A 17,722-nucleotide genomic window follows, 5' to 3' on the forward strand; every position below is an offset into this window, starting at 1 on the left:
TCAGCGGGCCCGCAGGGTGACCGGCAGCGCCGACGGAGAGAGCACGAAATCCCGGTTCGAGGCCCGCACCCGGTGTCCCGGCACCGGGGTGATCCGCCAGCGGGACAGCAGCGCCGCCGAGGCCAGCGCGATTTCGAGCATGGCGAAGTGGTCGCCGAGGCAGCGACGGCGGCCGACGCCGAAGGAGATCATCGCCTTCTTGGCGGTGTCGGCGGCGTTCTCGGCGGACCAGCGTTCCGGATCGAAGGATTCGGGGTGGGTGAACCAGCGCGGGTCGTGCTGAACCATGTAGGGGCTGAACATGATCGCGGCCCCCGCCGGAATGGTGACGTCCCCGACGGTCAGGTCGGCGCTGGCGTTGGCGGCGCTGATCCAGGGTCCCCAGAATCGAATGGTCTCGGAGACGACCTGTTTCAGGTACGGCATGGCGGCCAGGTGTTCGGGCCGCACGTCACCGGTGCCGACCACGGCGTCCAGTTCCGCGTACAGGCGTTCGGCGATGGCCGGTCGCAGGCTGACCTCGTGCCACAGCCACCCGGTCAGCGACGCCATGGATCCGACGCCGCCGGCGAGCATGAGGATGGCTTCGTCGATGATGTGGTCGTCGGACAGGCGCGCCCCGGTCTCGCTGTCGGTGTGCCGGATGAGCGCCGACACCACATCGTTGAAATCCTCGTCGCGCCTGCGGTATTCGCTCACCACCGCCCCCACGGCGGCGCGCAGGTGCCGGGACTTGCTGCGCCACCGGTAGTTCGCGATGACCCGCAGCCTGCGCAGCTGCGGCGGCAGTGCGGTGCGCACGATGACCTGACTGAGCAGCCACGGCACACTGTCGCGGATCTCGCGGCGCGCACTGTCACCGAAGTCGGCCGTGAACAGGGTCGCCGACACGGTATCGAGCACCAGTCCGTGCGCCTCGTCCATGAGATTCACCCGCTGACCGACCGGCAGTGCGGCGGCCCAGGCATTGGCGATATCGGCTGCGGCTTCGGCATATTCGGCCAGTCGGCTCTGCCGCAGCGCGGGCGAGATCATCCGGCGGCGCAACCGGTGTTCGGGCCCGCGCAGCACATTGACCGCCCCGCCGGCGATATCGTCGATGGCCTCGCGCAGGTCCTCCCGCTCGAATTCGGCGTCGCTGAGATTGACCTCGCGCAGCAGGTCCGGGGTGGTGAGCACGTAGCCCGTCTGGCGGCCGAAGTGCACGCGCACGATCGGCCCGAGCGCGGGCAGCGAGGTCACGAAGCCGGGTGCGTCGGTGAGCGCGCGCAGACTGTGCCCGAGCACCGGCACGCTGCCCGGGGCGGTGGGGATGTCCGCCAGGCTCCGCGGCATGACGGGCGGCGGCGCGGCGGCCAACCCGGCACCGGCGTCCCGGTAGACCTCCAATACCCGTGCGATCTGGTGTGATTGGCGCACGGTGTCGGCCTGTCCGGCCAGTTGCGCCCGCAGTGCGGCGAGCACCGAGCGGTCCGCCGCCAGCTTGGCGAGGGTCTCGCTCAGCGCCTCGACCGACGGATCCGCCGACCGGATGCCCGCGGGCACTGATTCGGCGAGATCGGGATCGCAGTACACCACCGGTAGTCCGACGGCGGTGGCCTCGAGCAGCACCATGCCCTGAGTGTCGAATCCATTGGAGGGGAACAGCAGTGCGTCCGCCGCGGCCATGGCGTCGAGGCAGGCCGCCTGGCTCACCCTGCCGTGCAACCGGATTCGCTCGCCGAGCCGCCGTTCCACGATGCGTCCGACGGCCGCGCCGTGCAGGTCGCCCTCGCCGTAGATGTCGAGCACGCAGTTGTCGGCGCGCCGCACCGCCTCGATGGCTTCCAGCAGCCGCTTCTCCCCCGACAGCCGCCCGCACCACACCAGCCGCAGCGGCCCGTCCGCGGGGCGCGTCACGGCGGTGCGCGCGTCGAGCAGCGCGTCGTCGACGCCGTTGGACACCACGGTGATCGGGCGGGTGAGACCGTGCGCGAGCAGCAGGTCGGCGAAGTACCGGGTCGGCGCGATCACCTGGTCGGCGGCCTGGGCCTGTCCGCTGATCGTCCACCAGGCGTGCCGGGCGGCGGCCGATTCCCCGGCCCGGTGCGGCATGTGATGGTCGTGCGGCACATAGCGGCCGTGCAACCCGCGCAGCGCCAGCGCGGTGGCGTAGGGCGCGGGCGAGGTGTGCTCGATGAAGGCGTCGTCGCGGCTCTGCGCGGTGTGCACGAGCGGAATCCGGTGCCGCCGTGCGGCTTTCATGCCCGCGATGGCGACGCCGTAGGTGCTCTGGGTATGCACGATATCGATCGGTCCACGAGCGGCGAATTCGGCGTCGATGAGCGCGGCATTGCGCCGGGTCGGTGCGACGACCGCGAATCCGTTCACGGCCGGAACCGGCAGCGGTTGCAGCGCAACGACATCCGGGTCGGGCGCGGCCGCCGGATCGGGCACGGTGAACACGGTGACCCGGTGCCCGGCGCGTTCGAGTCCGCGGCGCAGCCCGGTGACGGCGGTCTGCACCCCGCCGAGCGAGGCCGGGTGGTAGTCCACGAACATGGCGATGTGCATCAGCGCAACCCTACGCAGCGCCGCCCCTCAGTGAAATGCCCACATTTCCTAGGTCTGGACGCCGGCCCGCAGAGCACCCCAGGGTCAAGGGATCCCGTCCCCACGCCGAGAGAGGCCGCATGCGCATCGCGATACCGCTGACCGGAACCCGGGGCGATGTGCACCCGATCGTGGGCCTGGGCGTCGAATTGCAGCGCCGCGGCCATGAGGTGCTCATCGGCGCGCCGCCGAATCTGGTCGAATTCGTCACCGCCGCAGGCCTTCCCGCGCAGGCCTGCGGACCGGACGTGCAGCGGCTCTACAGCTCCGACGAGGGCCAGCGGGCGCTGGCCGCGGGCAACACGCTGCGGCTGATGCAGCTGGTCGGCAAGCAGATGGCCGAGTACGGCGAGCGGATGAACCGCGAGGTCATCGACGTGTGCGCGAAGGCCGATCTGATCGTGGCCAGCACCGTCACCGAGGATCGGGCGTCCTCGATCGCGGAGGCCATGGGCGTGCCGCTGGTCAGCCTGCACTACTACCCGGCACGGATGAACAGCGCCTACCCGTTCCCCGGTCTGCTTCCCGCACACTGGAATCCGCCCGCCCCGGTCAATCGGGCCACCTGGCTGCTGGCCGAGAACCTGCGCCGCGTGGTGTTCCTGCGCTACCTCAACGAGCTGCGCGGCATGCTGGGGCTGCCGAAGTCGTACACCAGCCCGGCCGCGGCGCTGGCGCGGGCGCGGGTGCCCGAGATCCAGATCTACGATCCTGCCCTGGTGCCGAACCTGCCGGAGCAATGGGACGACCGCCGCCCCTTCACCGGCTTCCTGACCCTGGATCACGCCACCCGCGCGGCGGTCGGCGAACTGTCGGGCAGCCACGACGACATTCTGTCCTGGGTGGAGGCGGGCGAGCCGCCGGTGTTCTTCGGCTTCGGCAGCATGCCGATTCGCGATGCCGCGGCCGTGTTCGCCATGGTGGAACAGGTGTCCACCCGGCTCGGGGTGCGCGCCCTGGTGCACGCGGGGTGGAGCGACCTGGATGTCGCGAACACCGTGACGGGCGACCGGATCAAGCTGGTCGGCAATTTCGCCTACGACCTGATCTTCCCCCACTGCGCGGCCGCCGTGCACCACGGCGGCATCGGCACCCTGTTCGAGAGCCTGCGGGCCGGACTGCCCACGGTGGTGTGCTCGGTGTCGTTCGAGCAGCCCATGTGGGGCGGGCAGGTGGAGAAACTCGGTGTGGGCGCACATCTTCCGTTCACCGCCATGACCGCCGACCGCCTGGCGGGCGCGCTGGCGCCGCTGCTGAACGCCCGGACCCGGCAGCGGGTCGAGGGCTTCGCGGCGACGCTGCGGACCACCGGGGTGGCCGGGCACACCGCGGATCTCATCGAGGCCGCCGCCCGGTGACCGCTCCCATGCTCACGGCGGTACGCCATTTCGTCCCCGACACCCTGGTCATGTTCCGGCGCTGCGCCCGCCGGACCCTGCGCAGCACGGACACGCTGGTCATCTCGCTGACCATGCCGATTCTGATGATGCTGCTGTTCACCTACGTGTTCGGCGGCGCGATCGAGGTCGGCGGGTCGTACCTGAACTATGTGGTGCCGGGAATCATGCTGCTGTGCACGGGTTTCGGCGCGTCGATCACCGCGACCAGCGTGTGCACCGATATGACGCGGGGCAGTATGGACCGCTTCCGGACGCTGCCGATGTTCCGGCAGGCACTGTCGGCGGGGCATCTGAGCGAGGGCCTCGTGCGCACCATGGCGGCCATCGCCATCGCGGTGGGTGTCGCGGTGGCACTGGGTTATCGGCCGGGTTCGGGGCCGCTGGGCTGGCTGGGCGCGGCCGCGCTGATCGCGCTGTTCGTGATCGCGATCACGGCCGTCGCGGTGGCGCTGGGCATGGCGGCGAGCAATCCCGAGGCGGCGGGCGGGCTCACCTACGCGATCACGTTCATTCCGTATGTCAGCAGCGCGTTCGTGCCGACCCGCACCATGCCGGGCTGGCTGCGCGGTATCGCCGACCGGCAGCCCGCGACCCCGGTGGTCGACACCGTGCGCGCGCTGCTGGACGGCACCGCCGCCGATCGGGCGCCGGCGGCGGTGCTGTGGTGCCTGGCCATCGCGGTGGTCGGATTAGCCTGCGCCGCCGTGTCCTTCCGGCGTTTGTCCTATCGCTGATCGGTCAGCCGCGGGTGGCCACCGCCGCCTGCGCGATCAGCGTCAGGTACAGGGTGAGGATGAACAGGACCGCGGGCAGCACCGGGTACTCGTCGTCCCGCGACCGCACGAACCGCCATGCCCCGATCGCCGGGATCAGCGTGAGTGCCAAGGGAATCCAGCCGACGACTGCGGCCACGCCGTGCCACTCCCACGGCTTTGCGACGGCGATCTCACCCACCGCCGCCGCCAGTGCGCACAGTACCGACGCCCCGGCGCTACCGAGTGCACCGAGCGCGTTCGAGTAGTACATCTCCCCCGGCCGCACGCTGCGCGAGGTCTTGCGGGCGAACTCGAATTGCAGGAAGGCTCCGGCGAACACGACGGCCACCACCGCGACCCGGCCGTGAGGCGCCGCCTCGCCGGTGTCGATGGCCGACAGCACGACATACGCGGTCACCAGCAGCTGCACCGGATAGGTGACCACGAGGTTGAGCATGATATCGGTCCGCACCGTCTCCGAAAGCTGTTCCAGCGCCCAGAGAATCAGGCCGTACGCGAGCACTGCCGCGATGGCCACCGCCGAGCGCACCGACAACGCGAGGCTGCCCAAGATGGAAACCACCGCGATCACCCCCATGGCACTGCGCAATTCGAGCGCACTCACCGCTCCGGTGACCAGCGGCCGGTCCGGATTGTGCACCCGGTCGTACTCGAGGTCCTTCTGCTCGTCGACCATGCGCAGGTACAGCAGCACGATCGCGACGATGCCGATACGGGCGGCGGTCGCGCCGGTCGGATGCCAGGCGACGCCCGGCTGCGTCAGCAGTGCCGCCGTCCCTTCGAGGGCCAGCACCCAGAGGATGCCGTACAGCAGATAGTGCGGCTTGTACATCACCTTGGTGAACCGTGCGATCCGGCCCGCCGAGGTGAGAAGGCCGGTGCGGGAAGGGATTTCGGCGAGATCGGTCACGGCGCCGCCACCTCCCCCGGCGTCGGCCAGCCGTCCCAGCCGGTCAGTTCCGCGGCGGGTGTGCGGCGCACGGGTTTGCCGCCGCCCGGCAGCAGGTGCGCGACCGGCAGCATGGCCACCTGGGTGACCTCCTCGAACGGAATGCCCAGCAGCTCGGCGACTTCACGCTCGTAGGCCAGATGCGCTGTGGTCAGCGTCGATCCGAGTCCGCGTGCGCGCAAGGCCAGCTGGAGATTCCAGACCGCCGGATAGATCGACCCGTAGAAGCTGGCCAGCCGCAGCGCCGAGGGTTCGGCGGGCGGGCGGCCCAGCGTGCACACCACGATCAGCGCGGGCACCTCGCCCAGGTGGTCGGCCAGGTGCTGCCCCGAGGCCAGATCGGCCAGCTGATCCGGCCGGGGTGTGCGGCCGGAGAGGTTGGCGGCGAACCCCTTCCGGTAGTACTCGCCGATCCGGGATTTGAGTCCGGGGTCGCGCACCACCACGAACCGCCACGGCTGCCGGTTCGAGCCGCTGGGCGCGTGCACCGCGATCTCCAGGCACTCCCGCAGGTCGCGGTCGTCGACGGGGCGCTGCAGGTCGAGGCGTTTGCGGACCGCGCGGGTGCCGGTCAGCAGATCGGTGTCCATCAGTCGCCGTCCTCCGCCAGTGCCAGGTCCCCCGCGAATTCGAGGTCGATCCGGGCCGCCACGGCGCCGGCCTGGCGGATCTCACAGTGCACGACGGTGGCGTCCACCCCGGAGTCGGTGCGCTCGGCCACGCACACGGCGGGCAGGTCGAGTTCCACGAACTGGTCGAAAGCGCTTGTCACGCTGATCAATCGGCGGTGCGGGCCCACAGTGGTGAGGGCGACCTGCCGGCAGGCCTCGATGAGCAGGTTGCCGGGCACGTGGTCGAGCTGATGGTCGAACAGGATCGGATGGGTGGTGTCCGCGACCAGCGCGGCGCGGGACCGGCCCGGGGTGGACTCCGGCGGCCCGATCACCACATTGCGGGGATTCTCCCGGCCGACCAGCGCCGCGGCGGCCCGCGCGCCCGGCGAGGCGGGAATCTCGAAGGGCCCCAGGCCCAGGTGTTTCCGGTAACCCGCACGGATGGCGGCCCACTGCCGCGGATCCACCCAGGAGAAGGAGCCGTCGACGGAACCCATCGGAACTCCCCGGCAGCTGATGTCGAGGACCAGGTCCAGGCCCTCCAGCCGCTCACCCCGATGGTGTTCGCGCAGCGCCCGCACCCGCAGTTCGAGATCGGCGGGCGCGGAACCGATCTCCCAGATCGCGCCGTCGATGCCGGTGCCGTTGAAGGTGCGCACCAGGAAGGCGCGGTCGGTGGGCACATCGAAGAACTCGTGGGTCACGGCGATGGAGGCCTGCCGGGCGGCCTCCATGACCGCGATCAGGTCGTGGTGCAGGCCCAGCGCGCCGGCGTGATCGCCGTAATGGCCGTGCATGCGCGGCAATTGGGCGCCGGCCACGAAGACGCCGGAGGTCTCGGCCTCCAGCGAGGTCACGAAGACCTCGGCGACCGCGTGCCGGTGCGCGAGCGCGCGCGGGATGGTGCGCAGGTGGGTGGCGCGCACGGCGGCGGCCCGGGTGAGCGGGTGCGCGGTTCTGGGTGGCTGTGTCGTCGTCATGGTCTGGCCTCCAGCCAATCGGTCGCGCTGACCGGGCGCAGGGTCTGCGACCCGGTCCCGGCGCGCATGGGTAGGACGTAGGAACCCAGCACGATGAGCGACCAGGGGTCGAGCTCGCGGCCGCTGAACCACGCCACCTCCAGCAGCGCGGCCTGGGCGGCCGCGGAGCCGGGTTCGGCCGCGGAGATCCGATCGTCCAGGGATTTCATTGCGGCGGAACCCAGTTCGGTGCACAGCCGGGCGATGGCGTCGGAGCGCTCGAAGCTGCGGGCGGGGGCCCGGTCGTAGAGGTCGCGGGCCAGCGCGGCGGCCGCGTCGGTGCGGTCGCGCGCCTCGAGCGCGTGGGCGAACACCTGGGCCCGGGTGGTCTCGTCGAAGTAGATGGCGAGTTCGCGCAGCACGTCGGCGGGATCGTCGGGGGAATGCACGAGATTGAGCAGGTAGTTGTGCCGGCCGAGCAGGTAGCGCAGTTCACCGGGCTGCCGTTTGCGGGGGTCGGTCGCGCCCTTGGCGGCGGTCAGGCGCACCGGTGTCGGCAGGTCGGCGACCGGGCCGCGGACCACGAGCACCAGGACGTCTGAGATCCCCACCAGCAGGTCGGCCAGCCGCCGCCGTTCCGGAGAGGCGATGTTCCACGCGAAGTACCACAGGGCGCGGGCCACATGCCGGTCCACCACCACGCGGCGGGCGTCCACCACCTGGAAGTCGTTGTCCGCCAGCCACGTCAGGGTCGGTTCGACAGCCCGGGCCACGATGGCGTCCGGTTTCAGCAGCAGCAGCGAGTGCTCGCGGGCGAAGGCGGCGGCGTCGATACCGAGCCGCTGTGCCTGCTCGACGGTCTCGAGCACATAGGTGTCGGTGAGGTAGGCGTCGACCTTCTCCTTCGACGGAGTCGCGTCGGCGAGCAGGGTGCGCAGGGCGTCGTCCGTCACGACCGGACCCCCGCTCCCGGTGCCGATGCGCCGATTCCGGTGCGCGCCAGGGTTTCCGCGATGGATGGCAGCGGCGCGCCCAGGTAGCCGGACTCCAGGCAGTGGTCCAGCAGCGCCCGCAGGTAGTCCTTCCCGGTCCGCGGTGGGAGCCGGTCCAGCAGGCGGTCCGCGTTGCTGGTGTCGAAGGACAGCCGGCGCTGGAAGTAGCTGGTGTAGAGCGCGCCGATGCGCAGGTAGTACTCGCGCTCGATGGGGTCGAGATCCTCGGCGCGGAAGGAGGATTCCGGCACGAAGGTCGCGACCTCGAAGGACGGGTACTCGGCCAGCACGTCGGAGACCTCGCGCAGTGACAGCGTGTCCCGGCCCACCGCGTGCAGGGTGGATCCGGCGACACTGTCGAAATCGGTGACCGCTGCGGCGATCACATCGGCGACGTGGTCGACCGGGGCGAGGGCGAGCGTGGCGTCGTAACGGCCCGGCAGGGTGCGCAGCTTGCCCTCGACCATGAGTTTCACCACGGTGTAGAGGTTCTTGTACTCGCGGATCACGCCGTCGCCCAGCGCGCCGGTGACGATGCCCGGACGCACCACCGCCCACCGCAGACCGCGTTCCCCGGCCGCCCGGATCACCTGTTCGGCCCGCAATTTGCTCTGCTCGTAGCCGTTTCCGAAGGATTGGCCCGCATCCAGTTCGTCCTCGCGGATGACCCCGTGCCGCAGGCCGCACACGTAGGCGGTGCTCACGTGCAGCAGCGGTACGTCCCACGCGAGGGCCACTGCGACCGCGTGCTCCGCGCCGCGCACATTGAGCTCGTCATAGGTCTCGGCGGTGGCGTCGAAGGCGGTGGTGGCGGCGCAGTGCACGATGATGCCCACCCGGCCGGCGAGATCGGCGGCCGTCGCGGGGTCCAGCCCGAAGAGCGGCCGCCGGACGTCACCGGTGATCCGCAGGTCCGGCTCGTACCCGCTGCCGTCATTGCGGCGGATATCCGAATTGCTGTGCAGCACGGCGGCTACCGGGCGGCCGGCGGCGCTGAGCCGGGCGGCGACTTCCGATCCGACCAGTCCGCTCGCGCCGGTGAGCAGGACGGTGTTCCGTTCGCTCATGCGCTCACCTCCAAGGTGCGGGTGACCAGATCGACGACCTGGCCGACCCGCAGCACCCCCATCAGCTGTTCGGGCCGGTAGCGCGGCAGCGCGAAGCTCTGTTCGAGCACCACGGTCAATTCCATCAGCCGCAGCGAGTCGAAGCCGAGGTCCTCGATCAGGCGCAGCTGGTCGGTCCGTTCCCGCGCGTCGGCGGCACCGTCGAATTCGGCGGGCCGCGGGGCCATGGTGGCGATGATGTGCCGGACGCGCTCGGCGACAGTGGCTTCGGTGGTCATGACTGCTCGCTCTCTCGCAGGTGGGGCTGCTGGCCGCCGCTGGCCAGCAGGTCGCGGGCCTCGTCCAGGGGCAGGTCGGCGTCGAGATACCCGGCCAGCCGCAGCCAGTCGTAGCCGAGGGTGAGGGTGCGCTGCCACTGCTCGCGGGAATCGAAAGAGGCCGGGAAGTCCCGGCCCGCACCGGTATCCGCGGCCAGGCGCCGCACCGTGGCGACGACGGCGTCGACACGGGCAAGATCGTTCAACGCGTCGCCGCCGTTTCGCAGGGTGCGCGAGAACCGCACGCGCGCAGCAGATTCCAGTTCCGCGATCAGCGTGTCCCGCTCGGGGGCGTGCGCGGGCAGCAAACCGGCGACCGTGCCGACCGGATCCACATCGGCGGGCAGCGGATGAATGCCGAACGCGCTCAACAGCACTCGCACACTCATGGCGATGAGCCGGTGCGCGGCGACATCGGCAACCTCGCCCTGCGCGTCCTTGACCGCGCCCACCAGATCCTCGCGGGCGTTCTCGAGCACCACGTTGGACCACACCAGATTCAGACCGGCCCCGATGAACCGCCGGGCGGGCAATGCCGACAGCGTCGCGATTCCCTCCCCGCGCGCCGCACCGGTAAGTCCCAGCGCGGGCGTCGCCACCACGGCCACCGGCGTATACGCCTCCACCGGTTTGCACATGGCCAGGGCCGGTTCGAGCACCTCGCCGCCCCGCCACTGCAACCCGACGAACCCCAGCCGGACGAACTCCGCCAGCTCCGCCCCGATATCGCGCGGAGCGCGCGCCATGACATCCCGGATCGACTGCCGGAACACCACCGAGCGCCACGCCTGGGCTCCTGCCTCGGACAGCACGAAAACCTCGCTGTCGGAACGCAGCACGTGCAGACGTCCGGCCAGCGGCCAGGTGGTGACGACGGGACGCCGCGTGAAGATCAGATCGTGCGGATCATCAGCGACGCCCGCCACCCCGAGCTCTGCGGCCAGGGCCACCGTGGCAGCCCACCGTGCACCTACCCGCTCCCGAGACACCGGGTCGGCAGTGGCGGGGATCGTCGGAGCGATCTCCCCGCCGGAATCCGATGATTCAGTCGATTCGAGCGGCGCGAGCCGCCCGGAATGGGCCTCGCTACTCGCGTCGTCCCGGTCTTCGGCGCGGGTCAGCTCGCGATAGCGGTCGATAAACGCGTCGGGGGCGGTGCGATCGAGTTGCTGTGGCAGCCATTTGGTTTCGAGGTAGGTTTCGCCGCGGCCGGCGAGCCATGCCTTCATGGCTTGCCGGAGGCCGTCTTCGGCCCAGGCCTCGGCTTCGGTGTGGGCTCCGAAGGCGCGCAGGGCGATGGCGTAGCCCAGGGCGTGGCGGGCACGGCTGGCCCACCAGTCGGCGACGAGGGTGGTGAAGGCGTCGTGGGTGAGGATTCCGCGCAGCTGGTCCAGATCGACCGTGCCGGGTCGGATGACCGTGGCGCGCAGGAAGCGCTGGCAGCGGTTGAGGCCGTCCTCGTCCGGGTCGGTGGCGGCCCGCTCGAGTTGGCGGCGCAGCTGGGCCACCGAGCGGGTGCGGACCTCGACCCGGCGGCCGTCGAGGAACAGGACGGTCGGCAGGGTCGGCAGCTCGTCCGCGCCGGGGGCCACCACCAGGAAGTCGATGTCCGAGCCCGCATTGCCGAAACCCTCGGCCAGCGAGCCCTCGAACAGGACAGCGGCGTCCGCGGGAACGACGACCGAGCGCAGCGCGCTGTCCAGGAGCTGTCGCAGCCTGTCCATGGGCATCCCGGGTCGCGGCACGGGTTGTGCCGGGTGCGGTACCGCCTCGGATCCGCCATCCGAGGCGTCGCCGACCTGCGTGAGCCCAGTCGGCTGTGGCTTGTCGACCGCGGCCCCTTCCGGCTCGGAGGAAGTGGGTTGCCCCGCAGCAGTATCCGCCTCGTGCAGTACCGCGCCTGCGAGGGCGCCGTCCCGCAGCAGCTGCCACATGTGGCGGCGGCGGGGTTTGCCGCTGGAGGTCCGGCGGATGAGGCCGCGCGGCCCGGTGACGATGTGCACGGTCTGGGCGGGTCCGAGATGGCCGCGAATGAGGGCGCGGGCCTGCGGAATCCAGTCGCCGGGCGCGGTCTCGGCGAACAGCGCGACCCCCTGGAGTCCGGCCTCGACGAGGCCGACGGCGGCGAGCTTGCCCTTGGTGAGCCCGGTTTCCTGGGCGACCCGGGATTCGATGTCCTCCATGAACACCGAGCGGCCGCGCACCTTGATGCTGGTGCCCATGCGGCCGAGGACGAAAACCTCGCCGCGGTAGAGGAATCCGGCGTCCCCCGAGTACAGGCGGCCGTTCTCCAGGCGGGTGGACGAGGTCGCGCTCGCCTCCCCGGAGTAGCCCAGCGCCACCGAGTCTCCGGTCACCACCATCTCGCCAAGGACGCCGTCGGGCAGTTCCCGGCCCTCGTCGTCGACCACGGTCACGGTGGATTCGGGGGTGGAGAAGCCGAGCCCGGTGATCCAGCCCGCACCCGCCACCCGGTGGGTGTCGTCGAGCATCGCCTCCTCGAGCACCGGAACCGCCTCGCCGAAGCGCAGATTCGGATTGTCCAGCCGCAGCGCGGTGATGGGCCGCCGGGTGGGCGAGGAGGTCACCATGAGCGTCGCCTCGGCCAGCCCGTAGGCGAGGGTGAACGCGCCCATCGAGAAGCCTTGCGGGCCGGTCAGATTCGCGAAGGCTTGTAGATCGGCCACCTCGACCGGTTCGGAGCCGATGGCCAGCGTCCGCCAGCCCGACAGATCCAGCCCGGCGATCTCCTCGGGCCGGACCCGGTGCGCCACATAGCCGAGCGCGAACGACGGCGACGGCGCGTGCTGAGCGTGGGTCATGGCGCGCAGCCAGCGCAGCGGGTCGCGCACGAACTGGTCGGGGCGCATGAGGTACAGGTCGGCCTGGTTGGTGACGCCCTGCAGGAACGCGCCGACCAGGCCCATATCGTGGTACAGCGGCAGCCACGACACCATGGTCTCGCCCGGCCGCCAGTCGATGAGGCGGGTGATCATGGCGATGTTGTTGGCCAGGTTGTGCCAGCTCACCCGCACGCCGCGCGGTGCGCCCGAGGAACCCGAGGTGAACTGCAGCAGTGCCACTTCCGACACCTCGGCGAGCTCGCGCGTCGCGGGGGCGGCGGGCAGCGCCGCGGCATGGACGACCACCGGTTCGTCGGTGCGACCGGCCGCGAGGCAGGCGCTGCGCACGAAGGTCTCGAACTCCGGGGAGGTGACCACCAGGCGGGGCGCGGCCTGTTCGACGATGCCCGCGATGTGCGCGACGATCTGCTCCAGGTCGCCGAACATGGGCGGCGCGACCGGGGTGAACACCCCGCCGCACGCCCACACCGCGTAGAAGGCCGCCACACACGGGAATCCGGTCGGCATGATCACGCACGCGCCGTCACCGCTGCCGAGTCCCGCGGCCCGCAGCAGGTCCGCGATCGACCACACCTGGTCGGCCAGCTCCCGATAGCTGCGGTACTCCCATCCGTCGGCCTCGTCGGCCAGGTACAGCCCGGTGCCGGCCGAGGGCTCGATCAGCCACCTGCGCACGGTCGCTTCGTCGTTCACGTGGTCGATCACTGGTCTCCTTCGGGAAGCACGGTGACGGTGCCGGCGGCCCCATCGACTCGAATACGCATGCCGGTGCGCAGTTGGCGGGTGATGCCGGGCAGCTGGACCACGGTCGGCACGCCCAGCTCACGTGCCACGATGGCCACGTGGGTGAGCGGGCTGCCGCGTTCGATGACCAGCGCCGACGCCGAGGGCAGGGCCGCCACCCAGCCCGGATCGGTGCGGTAGGCGATGAGGATGCCGCCGGCCACGTCGCGGGGTTCGTCCACGATCACCGCGGCCCCCTCGACAATGCCCGCCGCCGACGGGGTTCCGGTGAGCACCGTGCCGGGAGTGGCCGCGGCCGTCGCGGTGACCGGCACCCAGCCCTGCTCGGCCAGTTCGGCATTGCCCAGCCGCGGTCCGACGGTGCGGAAGCGGGCCGGGGCCACCAGCGTGGAATCCTTGGCGCGCAGCGACTTCCGCACCGTCACCACCTCGCGCAGACCGTCGGTGTCCGCGCCCTCGTAGCAGCCGCGTAGTTCCTCGACGGTCAGCTGGAAGACGTCCTCGAACTCGTCGATGACCCCGCGCGCCGCCAGATCTCGGCCCATCACCCGGATCATGCGCTTGACCATGCCGAACGCGCGGGTGCGGCAGAAGCGCAGCCGCTCACGGTGGGCGGCGCAGCGGGAGACCTTGGCGCGCAGGCGTTCGTAGACGCGCCGCCGGACGCCGTGGCCGAGGTGCTCGTCCAGGTAGGCATCGGCCTCGCCGGCGCGGTTCGCGGTCACGGTGTCGCCGACCCGGCCGACCGCACTGCGCAGCATGACGAACAGATTGGCCGGATTCTCGCGCAGATCCGGTGTTTCCAGCTTCAGCTCGTCGAGGCTGCGGTAGCCGTAGCGGTCCAGATAGTCGTCGAGGGCGGCGAGGAACTCGGTACGACCGCCGACTCGCAGCGCGTCGTGAATCGCCTCCGGCGCAGTCGAATTGATGATGTCGTTCAGTTCCGGATCAGCGCGCACGACCCGGGCGAGCTCGGTCATGGCGCGGGCCGGCTCGGCGGATTCGACATCCGCGCCCGGGCCGACCACGGCGTAGAGGAACCATTCCGGCGCCTTGGGCAGGAACAGCTTGGTCAGCAGGAACATCAGGCCGGAAAGGGTGAGCAGGATGGCGTCGAGCACCATGAGCGGCCCCCACCGCCGCACCAGGTCGCCCTCCACCGTGCGATAGGAGCGGTAGGCCTGCTCGCCGGTCAGCGCCGTGTAGTCCACGGCGTCGTACTCGTCGTAGACCCGGTAGAAGTCGGTCATGAACTGTTCGACCATGTCGTCGATGCCGAACAGGCGCCGCGCGTAGATCACCGTGGTGCGCGCCCGCGAGCGCAGCCGGGCCGCCGTGCTGTCGAATTCGAAGGGGCGCAGCGTCTTCGCGATATCCGTCGGCAGCGGTTCGGCCACGCCGAGGGCGGCCTCGAGCACCCGCCGGTTGAGCGGGTAGCCGGGCGCGATGCCGACCATACGGTACCAGTGCAGCAGGTTGTAGTAGACGCGGCCGTGAAAGCTGCCCAGCAGCACGGGAGTCCACGCATCGGTCTGCCGCAGCTGCTCGGGCGGCACCCCCAGGGAGGCCGCGTAGCCGCGGTATACGCGGCCGTAGATATCGGCGGCGGTGGTGTAGGTCAGCGGTGAGGTGACGCCGCTGAAGCTCTCGATGATGTTGGAGTTGTCCCAGATTCGTGCCTCACCGGGACCCACCCGCTCGCCCGCGCCACGCAGCTCGACCTCGCGCGCGGACAGCGTCGACGCGGTCGCGGTGATCGGCCGGGTCTGCAGCAGCCACACGCCGGTGTCGTCGATGGCCCATTCGATGTCCTGTGGCGCGCCACACGATATTTCGACCTTCCGGGCGATCTCGGCGAGCTCGGCGGTCTCGGCGTCGGTCAGCACCCGCGCGCCGCGTCGGCCGGCCTCGACCTCGACCGTCGCGCAGCCCTGCCCGTCGCCGGGATCGAAACGAATATCCTTGTCCCCCAGTGTGATATCGATCAGCGCACCGGTGTCCCGGTCCAGGATCATCGAGTCGGCGTCGACCGCGCCGGAGACCAGCCCCTCCCCCAGCCCGTAGACGGCGCTGATCACCAGCTCGTCGTCCGCGCCGGTCATCGGATTCCGTGTGAACACCACGCCACTGGATCGCGCCGAGATCAATCGCTGTAACACCACCGCGGGCGCGTAGGCGCGAGACAGGCCGTGCGCGAACGCATATCGCACCGCACGCTCGGAGAACGCCGACGCCCAGCAGTCCCGCACCCGGGCGATCACCGCTTCGAGACCGTGCACGTTCAGGTGGCTGTCGAACTGCCCGGCGAACGAAGCCTCCGCCCCGTCCTCGGCCGACATGGACGACCGCACCGCGATCGGCTCCGGCCCGAGCCGCGCCCAGGCCTCGCCGATCACCGCCACCGCCGCCTCGGACACCTCCGCGACCGCCAGCGCCCCGCGCAGCTCGGCGGCCCGCGCCACCGCGGCCTCGACCTCCCCGACCGCCGCGAACCCCGCCAATTCCCCGGTCAGGCCCGCCGCGCTCGCGAACCCATCGAACACCTCCGTGCCGAGCACCACCCACCCGGGCACCCGCACCCCCACCTCCCCCAATGCGTACAACCCCCGCGCCTTCCCACCCCCGTACGCGGCGACATCCACCGAATCCGACCAAGGGCCGAGCAACCGCACAACCTCTCCCATCCCCCTGAGGCCAGTCAGATCACAGCGAATGCCGGAGCAAGATCAGGGGTTCTACTTTGAGTAGTCCACGTTTCAAACGCGCACCAGCCCAAGGTTCTTGGGTCTGCCTCACCCCGGTTCCTCGAGCCACCATCACGGCCGAAGCCACGCCGTGCAATTCGCACACCGAGTGACACGGCCGGATAGCGTGAAGACCTCCGATAGCCCCCGGCGGGCACCGACGCGACCCGCGAACACCACGTATGCTGTTGCACAGCAACATGTTCCGGTGCAGCGCGCCGAAGCCCGATCGCCAACGGCAAGGTGGTTGGCTTTTCAGGAGAACGGGTCAGTGTGGGCGGGCATGCGTTGCTCCCGATCGGGAAAGGGCGCTGCTCGATTCGACCGATAGGCAGTGCCGATCGCCGCGCCATACCGGGCGCCACCGCACCGAGACTGGGTGCAGCACACCGCACGACCTCGGCGAAAGCCGGTGTGGTCCCAAGGAGAACCCGTGCGGTCCCGGAGAGAGGAGAGCGGTGGCCCGGCTGCAGATCGACGCGGTGTCGAAACGATTCGGCGCCGAGTACGCGGTGCGCGAGGTGGGCCTCGACATCGCCGACGGTGAATTCCTGGTGCCGCTCGGCCCCAGCGGGGCCGCATCATGAACCCGGCGAACATCCTGACCCTGGTCCAGCTCACCGACACCCACCTGCGCGCGAACGGTGAGCGCGTCCTCGACGCGGTCGACACCCATGCGGTCCTGCTGCACGTCCTCGACAAGCTCCGCACCGGCGGGCGGCGCATCGACGCGCTCATCCTGTCCGGCGATCTGGCCGACACCGGCGCACCCGAGGCATATCGGCGGCTGCGCGCGGCCGTGGAGCCGGTGGCGGCCGAGCTCGGCGCGCAGGTGCTCTATGTGATGGGAAATCATGACGAGCGAGCGGCATTCGGGGTCGAACTGTTCGGGCACGAGCCCGGTTCGGCGGCGGCCACCGCACCCTGCGACCAGGTCCTCGAGGTGGCCGGGCTGCGCGTCATCGGCCTGGACTCCACCACGCCCGGACAGCACCACGGCCATCTCGAAGACAGCCAGCTGCACTGGCTGGCCGCCCAACTCCGCGAGCCCGCGCCCCGGGGCAGCCTGCTGGTGCTGCATCACCCGCCGCTGCCCTCGGCTGTCCCCGCCGCCGAATTCCTCAAGCTGCGCAATGCCGATCGGCTGGCGGAGGTGCTCACCGGCACCGACGTCCGCATGATCCTCTGCGGCCACAACCACATGACCGCGGCCTCCGCGCTGGCGGGCATCCCGGTATGGGTCGGACCCGCGCTGGCCTATCGCATCGACGCCATGTCACCGACGGGCCGTCAATACGGCATCGCCGGTTCGGGTTTCACCCGGATCGACGTCCTGGACACGGCCATCATCGCCAGCGCGGTCGAGACGACACCCACGACCCGGCTCTACGACAAGTCCGACACCGAGGTGCAGGAGCGTCTCCAGGCTCTCGAGTCCGGAAGGGGCTAGCGGTGTTCGTCACTGTCGCCCCGCAGGATTCGCCGCCGATGCTAATCCCGGCACCGGCGGCGCGCCCGCACCGCGCCCGGCTCCGCCGCCTGATCCGCCGGGCCACGCCCTACCCGTACCTCACACCAACACTGATACTGCTGGTGGTGTGGACCTATCAGCCCCTGGTCAGCCGTTGTGTATAGCCGGTCACTGACCAGAGCAATCGATCGAACTGCTGTTGCTCGCGGTGACCGGCAGCTCGGCCGGGCATC

General features: G+C 70.6%; 13 protein-coding genes. 4 read left to right on the forward strand and 9 right to left on the reverse strand.

The features are described 5' to 3' along the window. On the reverse strand, positions 1-2,553 hold the full coding sequence (locus ACWEQQ_RS17990; RefSeq protein ID WP_452348954.1) for a cytochrome P450: 2,553 nt from the start codon (positions 2,551-2,553) through the stop codon (positions 1-3). A gap of 119 nt (positions 2,554-2,672) precedes the next feature. Between ACWEQQ_RS17990 and ACWEQQ_RS17995 the strand changes: the two genes are divergently transcribed. Together ACWEQQ_RS17995 and ACWEQQ_RS18000 are read left to right on the forward strand one after the other, a co-directional pair. Next, a complete protein-coding gene (locus ACWEQQ_RS17995; RefSeq protein WP_452348955.1) occupies positions 2,673-3,950 on the forward strand; it encodes a glycosyltransferase in 1,278 nt (425 codons plus the stop codon). Next, positions 3,947-4,726: an ABC transporter permease gene (locus tag ACWEQQ_RS18000; protein ID WP_452343737.1), complete on the forward strand. Its 780-nt coding sequence runs from the start codon at positions 3,947-3,949 to the stop codon at positions 4,724-4,726. Before ACWEQQ_RS17995 ends, ACWEQQ_RS18000 begins: the two co-directional genes overlap by 4 nt. 4 nt (positions 4,727-4,730) lie before the next feature. Here ACWEQQ_RS18000 and ACWEQQ_RS18005 read toward each other — a convergent pair whose 3' ends face one another. Genes ACWEQQ_RS18005 through ACWEQQ_RS18040 form a run of 8 tightly spaced genes read right to left on the reverse strand, consistent with a single transcriptional unit; the run spans position 4,731 to position 15,958 of the window. Next, positions 4,731-5,678, reverse strand: coding sequence for a hypothetical protein (locus ACWEQQ_RS18005; protein WP_452348956.1), 948 nt, complete (start codon positions 5,676-5,678; stop codon positions 4,731-4,733). After that, complete coding sequence (locus ACWEQQ_RS18010; RefSeq protein WP_452348957.1) at positions 5,675-6,307, reverse strand: nitroreductase family protein; 633 nt, start codon at positions 6,305-6,307, stop codon at positions 5,675-5,677. Before ACWEQQ_RS18010 ends, ACWEQQ_RS18005 begins: the two co-directional genes overlap by 4 nt. Continuing rightward, the gene (locus tag ACWEQQ_RS18015) at positions 6,307-7,311 is read right to left on the reverse strand and encodes a ScbA/BarX family gamma-butyrolactone biosynthesis protein (RefSeq protein WP_452348958.1); all 1,005 of its coding nucleotides are present in this window, start codon (positions 7,309-7,311) and stop codon (positions 6,307-6,309) included. Before ACWEQQ_RS18015 ends, ACWEQQ_RS18010 begins: the two co-directional genes overlap by 1 nt. Beyond that, complete coding sequence (locus ACWEQQ_RS18020; protein WP_452348959.1) at positions 7,308-8,243, reverse strand: nucleoside-diphosphate kinase; 936 nt, start codon at positions 8,241-8,243, stop codon at positions 7,308-7,310. The genes ACWEQQ_RS18015 and ACWEQQ_RS18020 overlap by 4 nt, the downstream gene beginning before the upstream one ends. Next, positions 8,240-9,349, reverse strand: a complete 1,110-nt coding sequence (locus ACWEQQ_RS18025) for an SDR family oxidoreductase (protein ID WP_452343732.1) — start codon at positions 9,347-9,349, stop codon at positions 8,240-8,242. The genes ACWEQQ_RS18020 and ACWEQQ_RS18025 overlap by 4 nt, the downstream gene beginning before the upstream one ends. Beyond that, complete coding sequence (locus tag ACWEQQ_RS18030; RefSeq protein ID WP_452343731.1) at positions 9,346-9,627, reverse strand: phosphopantetheine-binding protein; 282 nt, start codon at positions 9,625-9,627, stop codon at positions 9,346-9,348. The genes ACWEQQ_RS18025 and ACWEQQ_RS18030 overlap by 4 nt, the downstream gene beginning before the upstream one ends. Then, entirely contained in the window at positions 9,624-13,235 is a 3,612-nt protein-coding gene (locus ACWEQQ_RS18035; RefSeq protein ID WP_452348960.1) for an AMP-binding protein, read from the reverse strand. The genes ACWEQQ_RS18030 and ACWEQQ_RS18035 overlap by 4 nt, the downstream gene beginning before the upstream one ends. After that, on the reverse strand, positions 13,232-15,958 hold the full coding sequence (locus tag ACWEQQ_RS18040; RefSeq protein WP_452348961.1) for a phosphoenolpyruvate synthase: 2,727 nt from the start codon (positions 15,956-15,958) through the stop codon (positions 13,232-13,234). Before ACWEQQ_RS18040 ends, ACWEQQ_RS18035 begins: the two co-directional genes overlap by 4 nt. A gap of 518 nt (positions 15,959-16,476) precedes the next feature. Here ACWEQQ_RS18040 and ACWEQQ_RS18045 point away from each other — a divergent pair. Next, positions 16,477-16,605, forward strand: a complete 129-nt coding sequence (locus tag ACWEQQ_RS18045; RefSeq protein WP_452343728.1) for a hypothetical protein — start codon at positions 16,477-16,479, stop codon at positions 16,603-16,605. Then, on the forward strand, positions 16,602-17,468 hold the full coding sequence (locus tag ACWEQQ_RS18050) for a metallophosphoesterase (protein ID WP_452343727.1): 867 nt from the start codon (positions 16,602-16,604) through the stop codon (positions 17,466-17,468). The genes ACWEQQ_RS18045 and ACWEQQ_RS18050 overlap by 4 nt, the downstream gene beginning before the upstream one ends. The last annotated feature ends 254 nt before the right edge of the window (positions 17,469-17,722 follow it).

The organism is Nocardia sp. NPDC004123 (assembly GCF_053603795.1).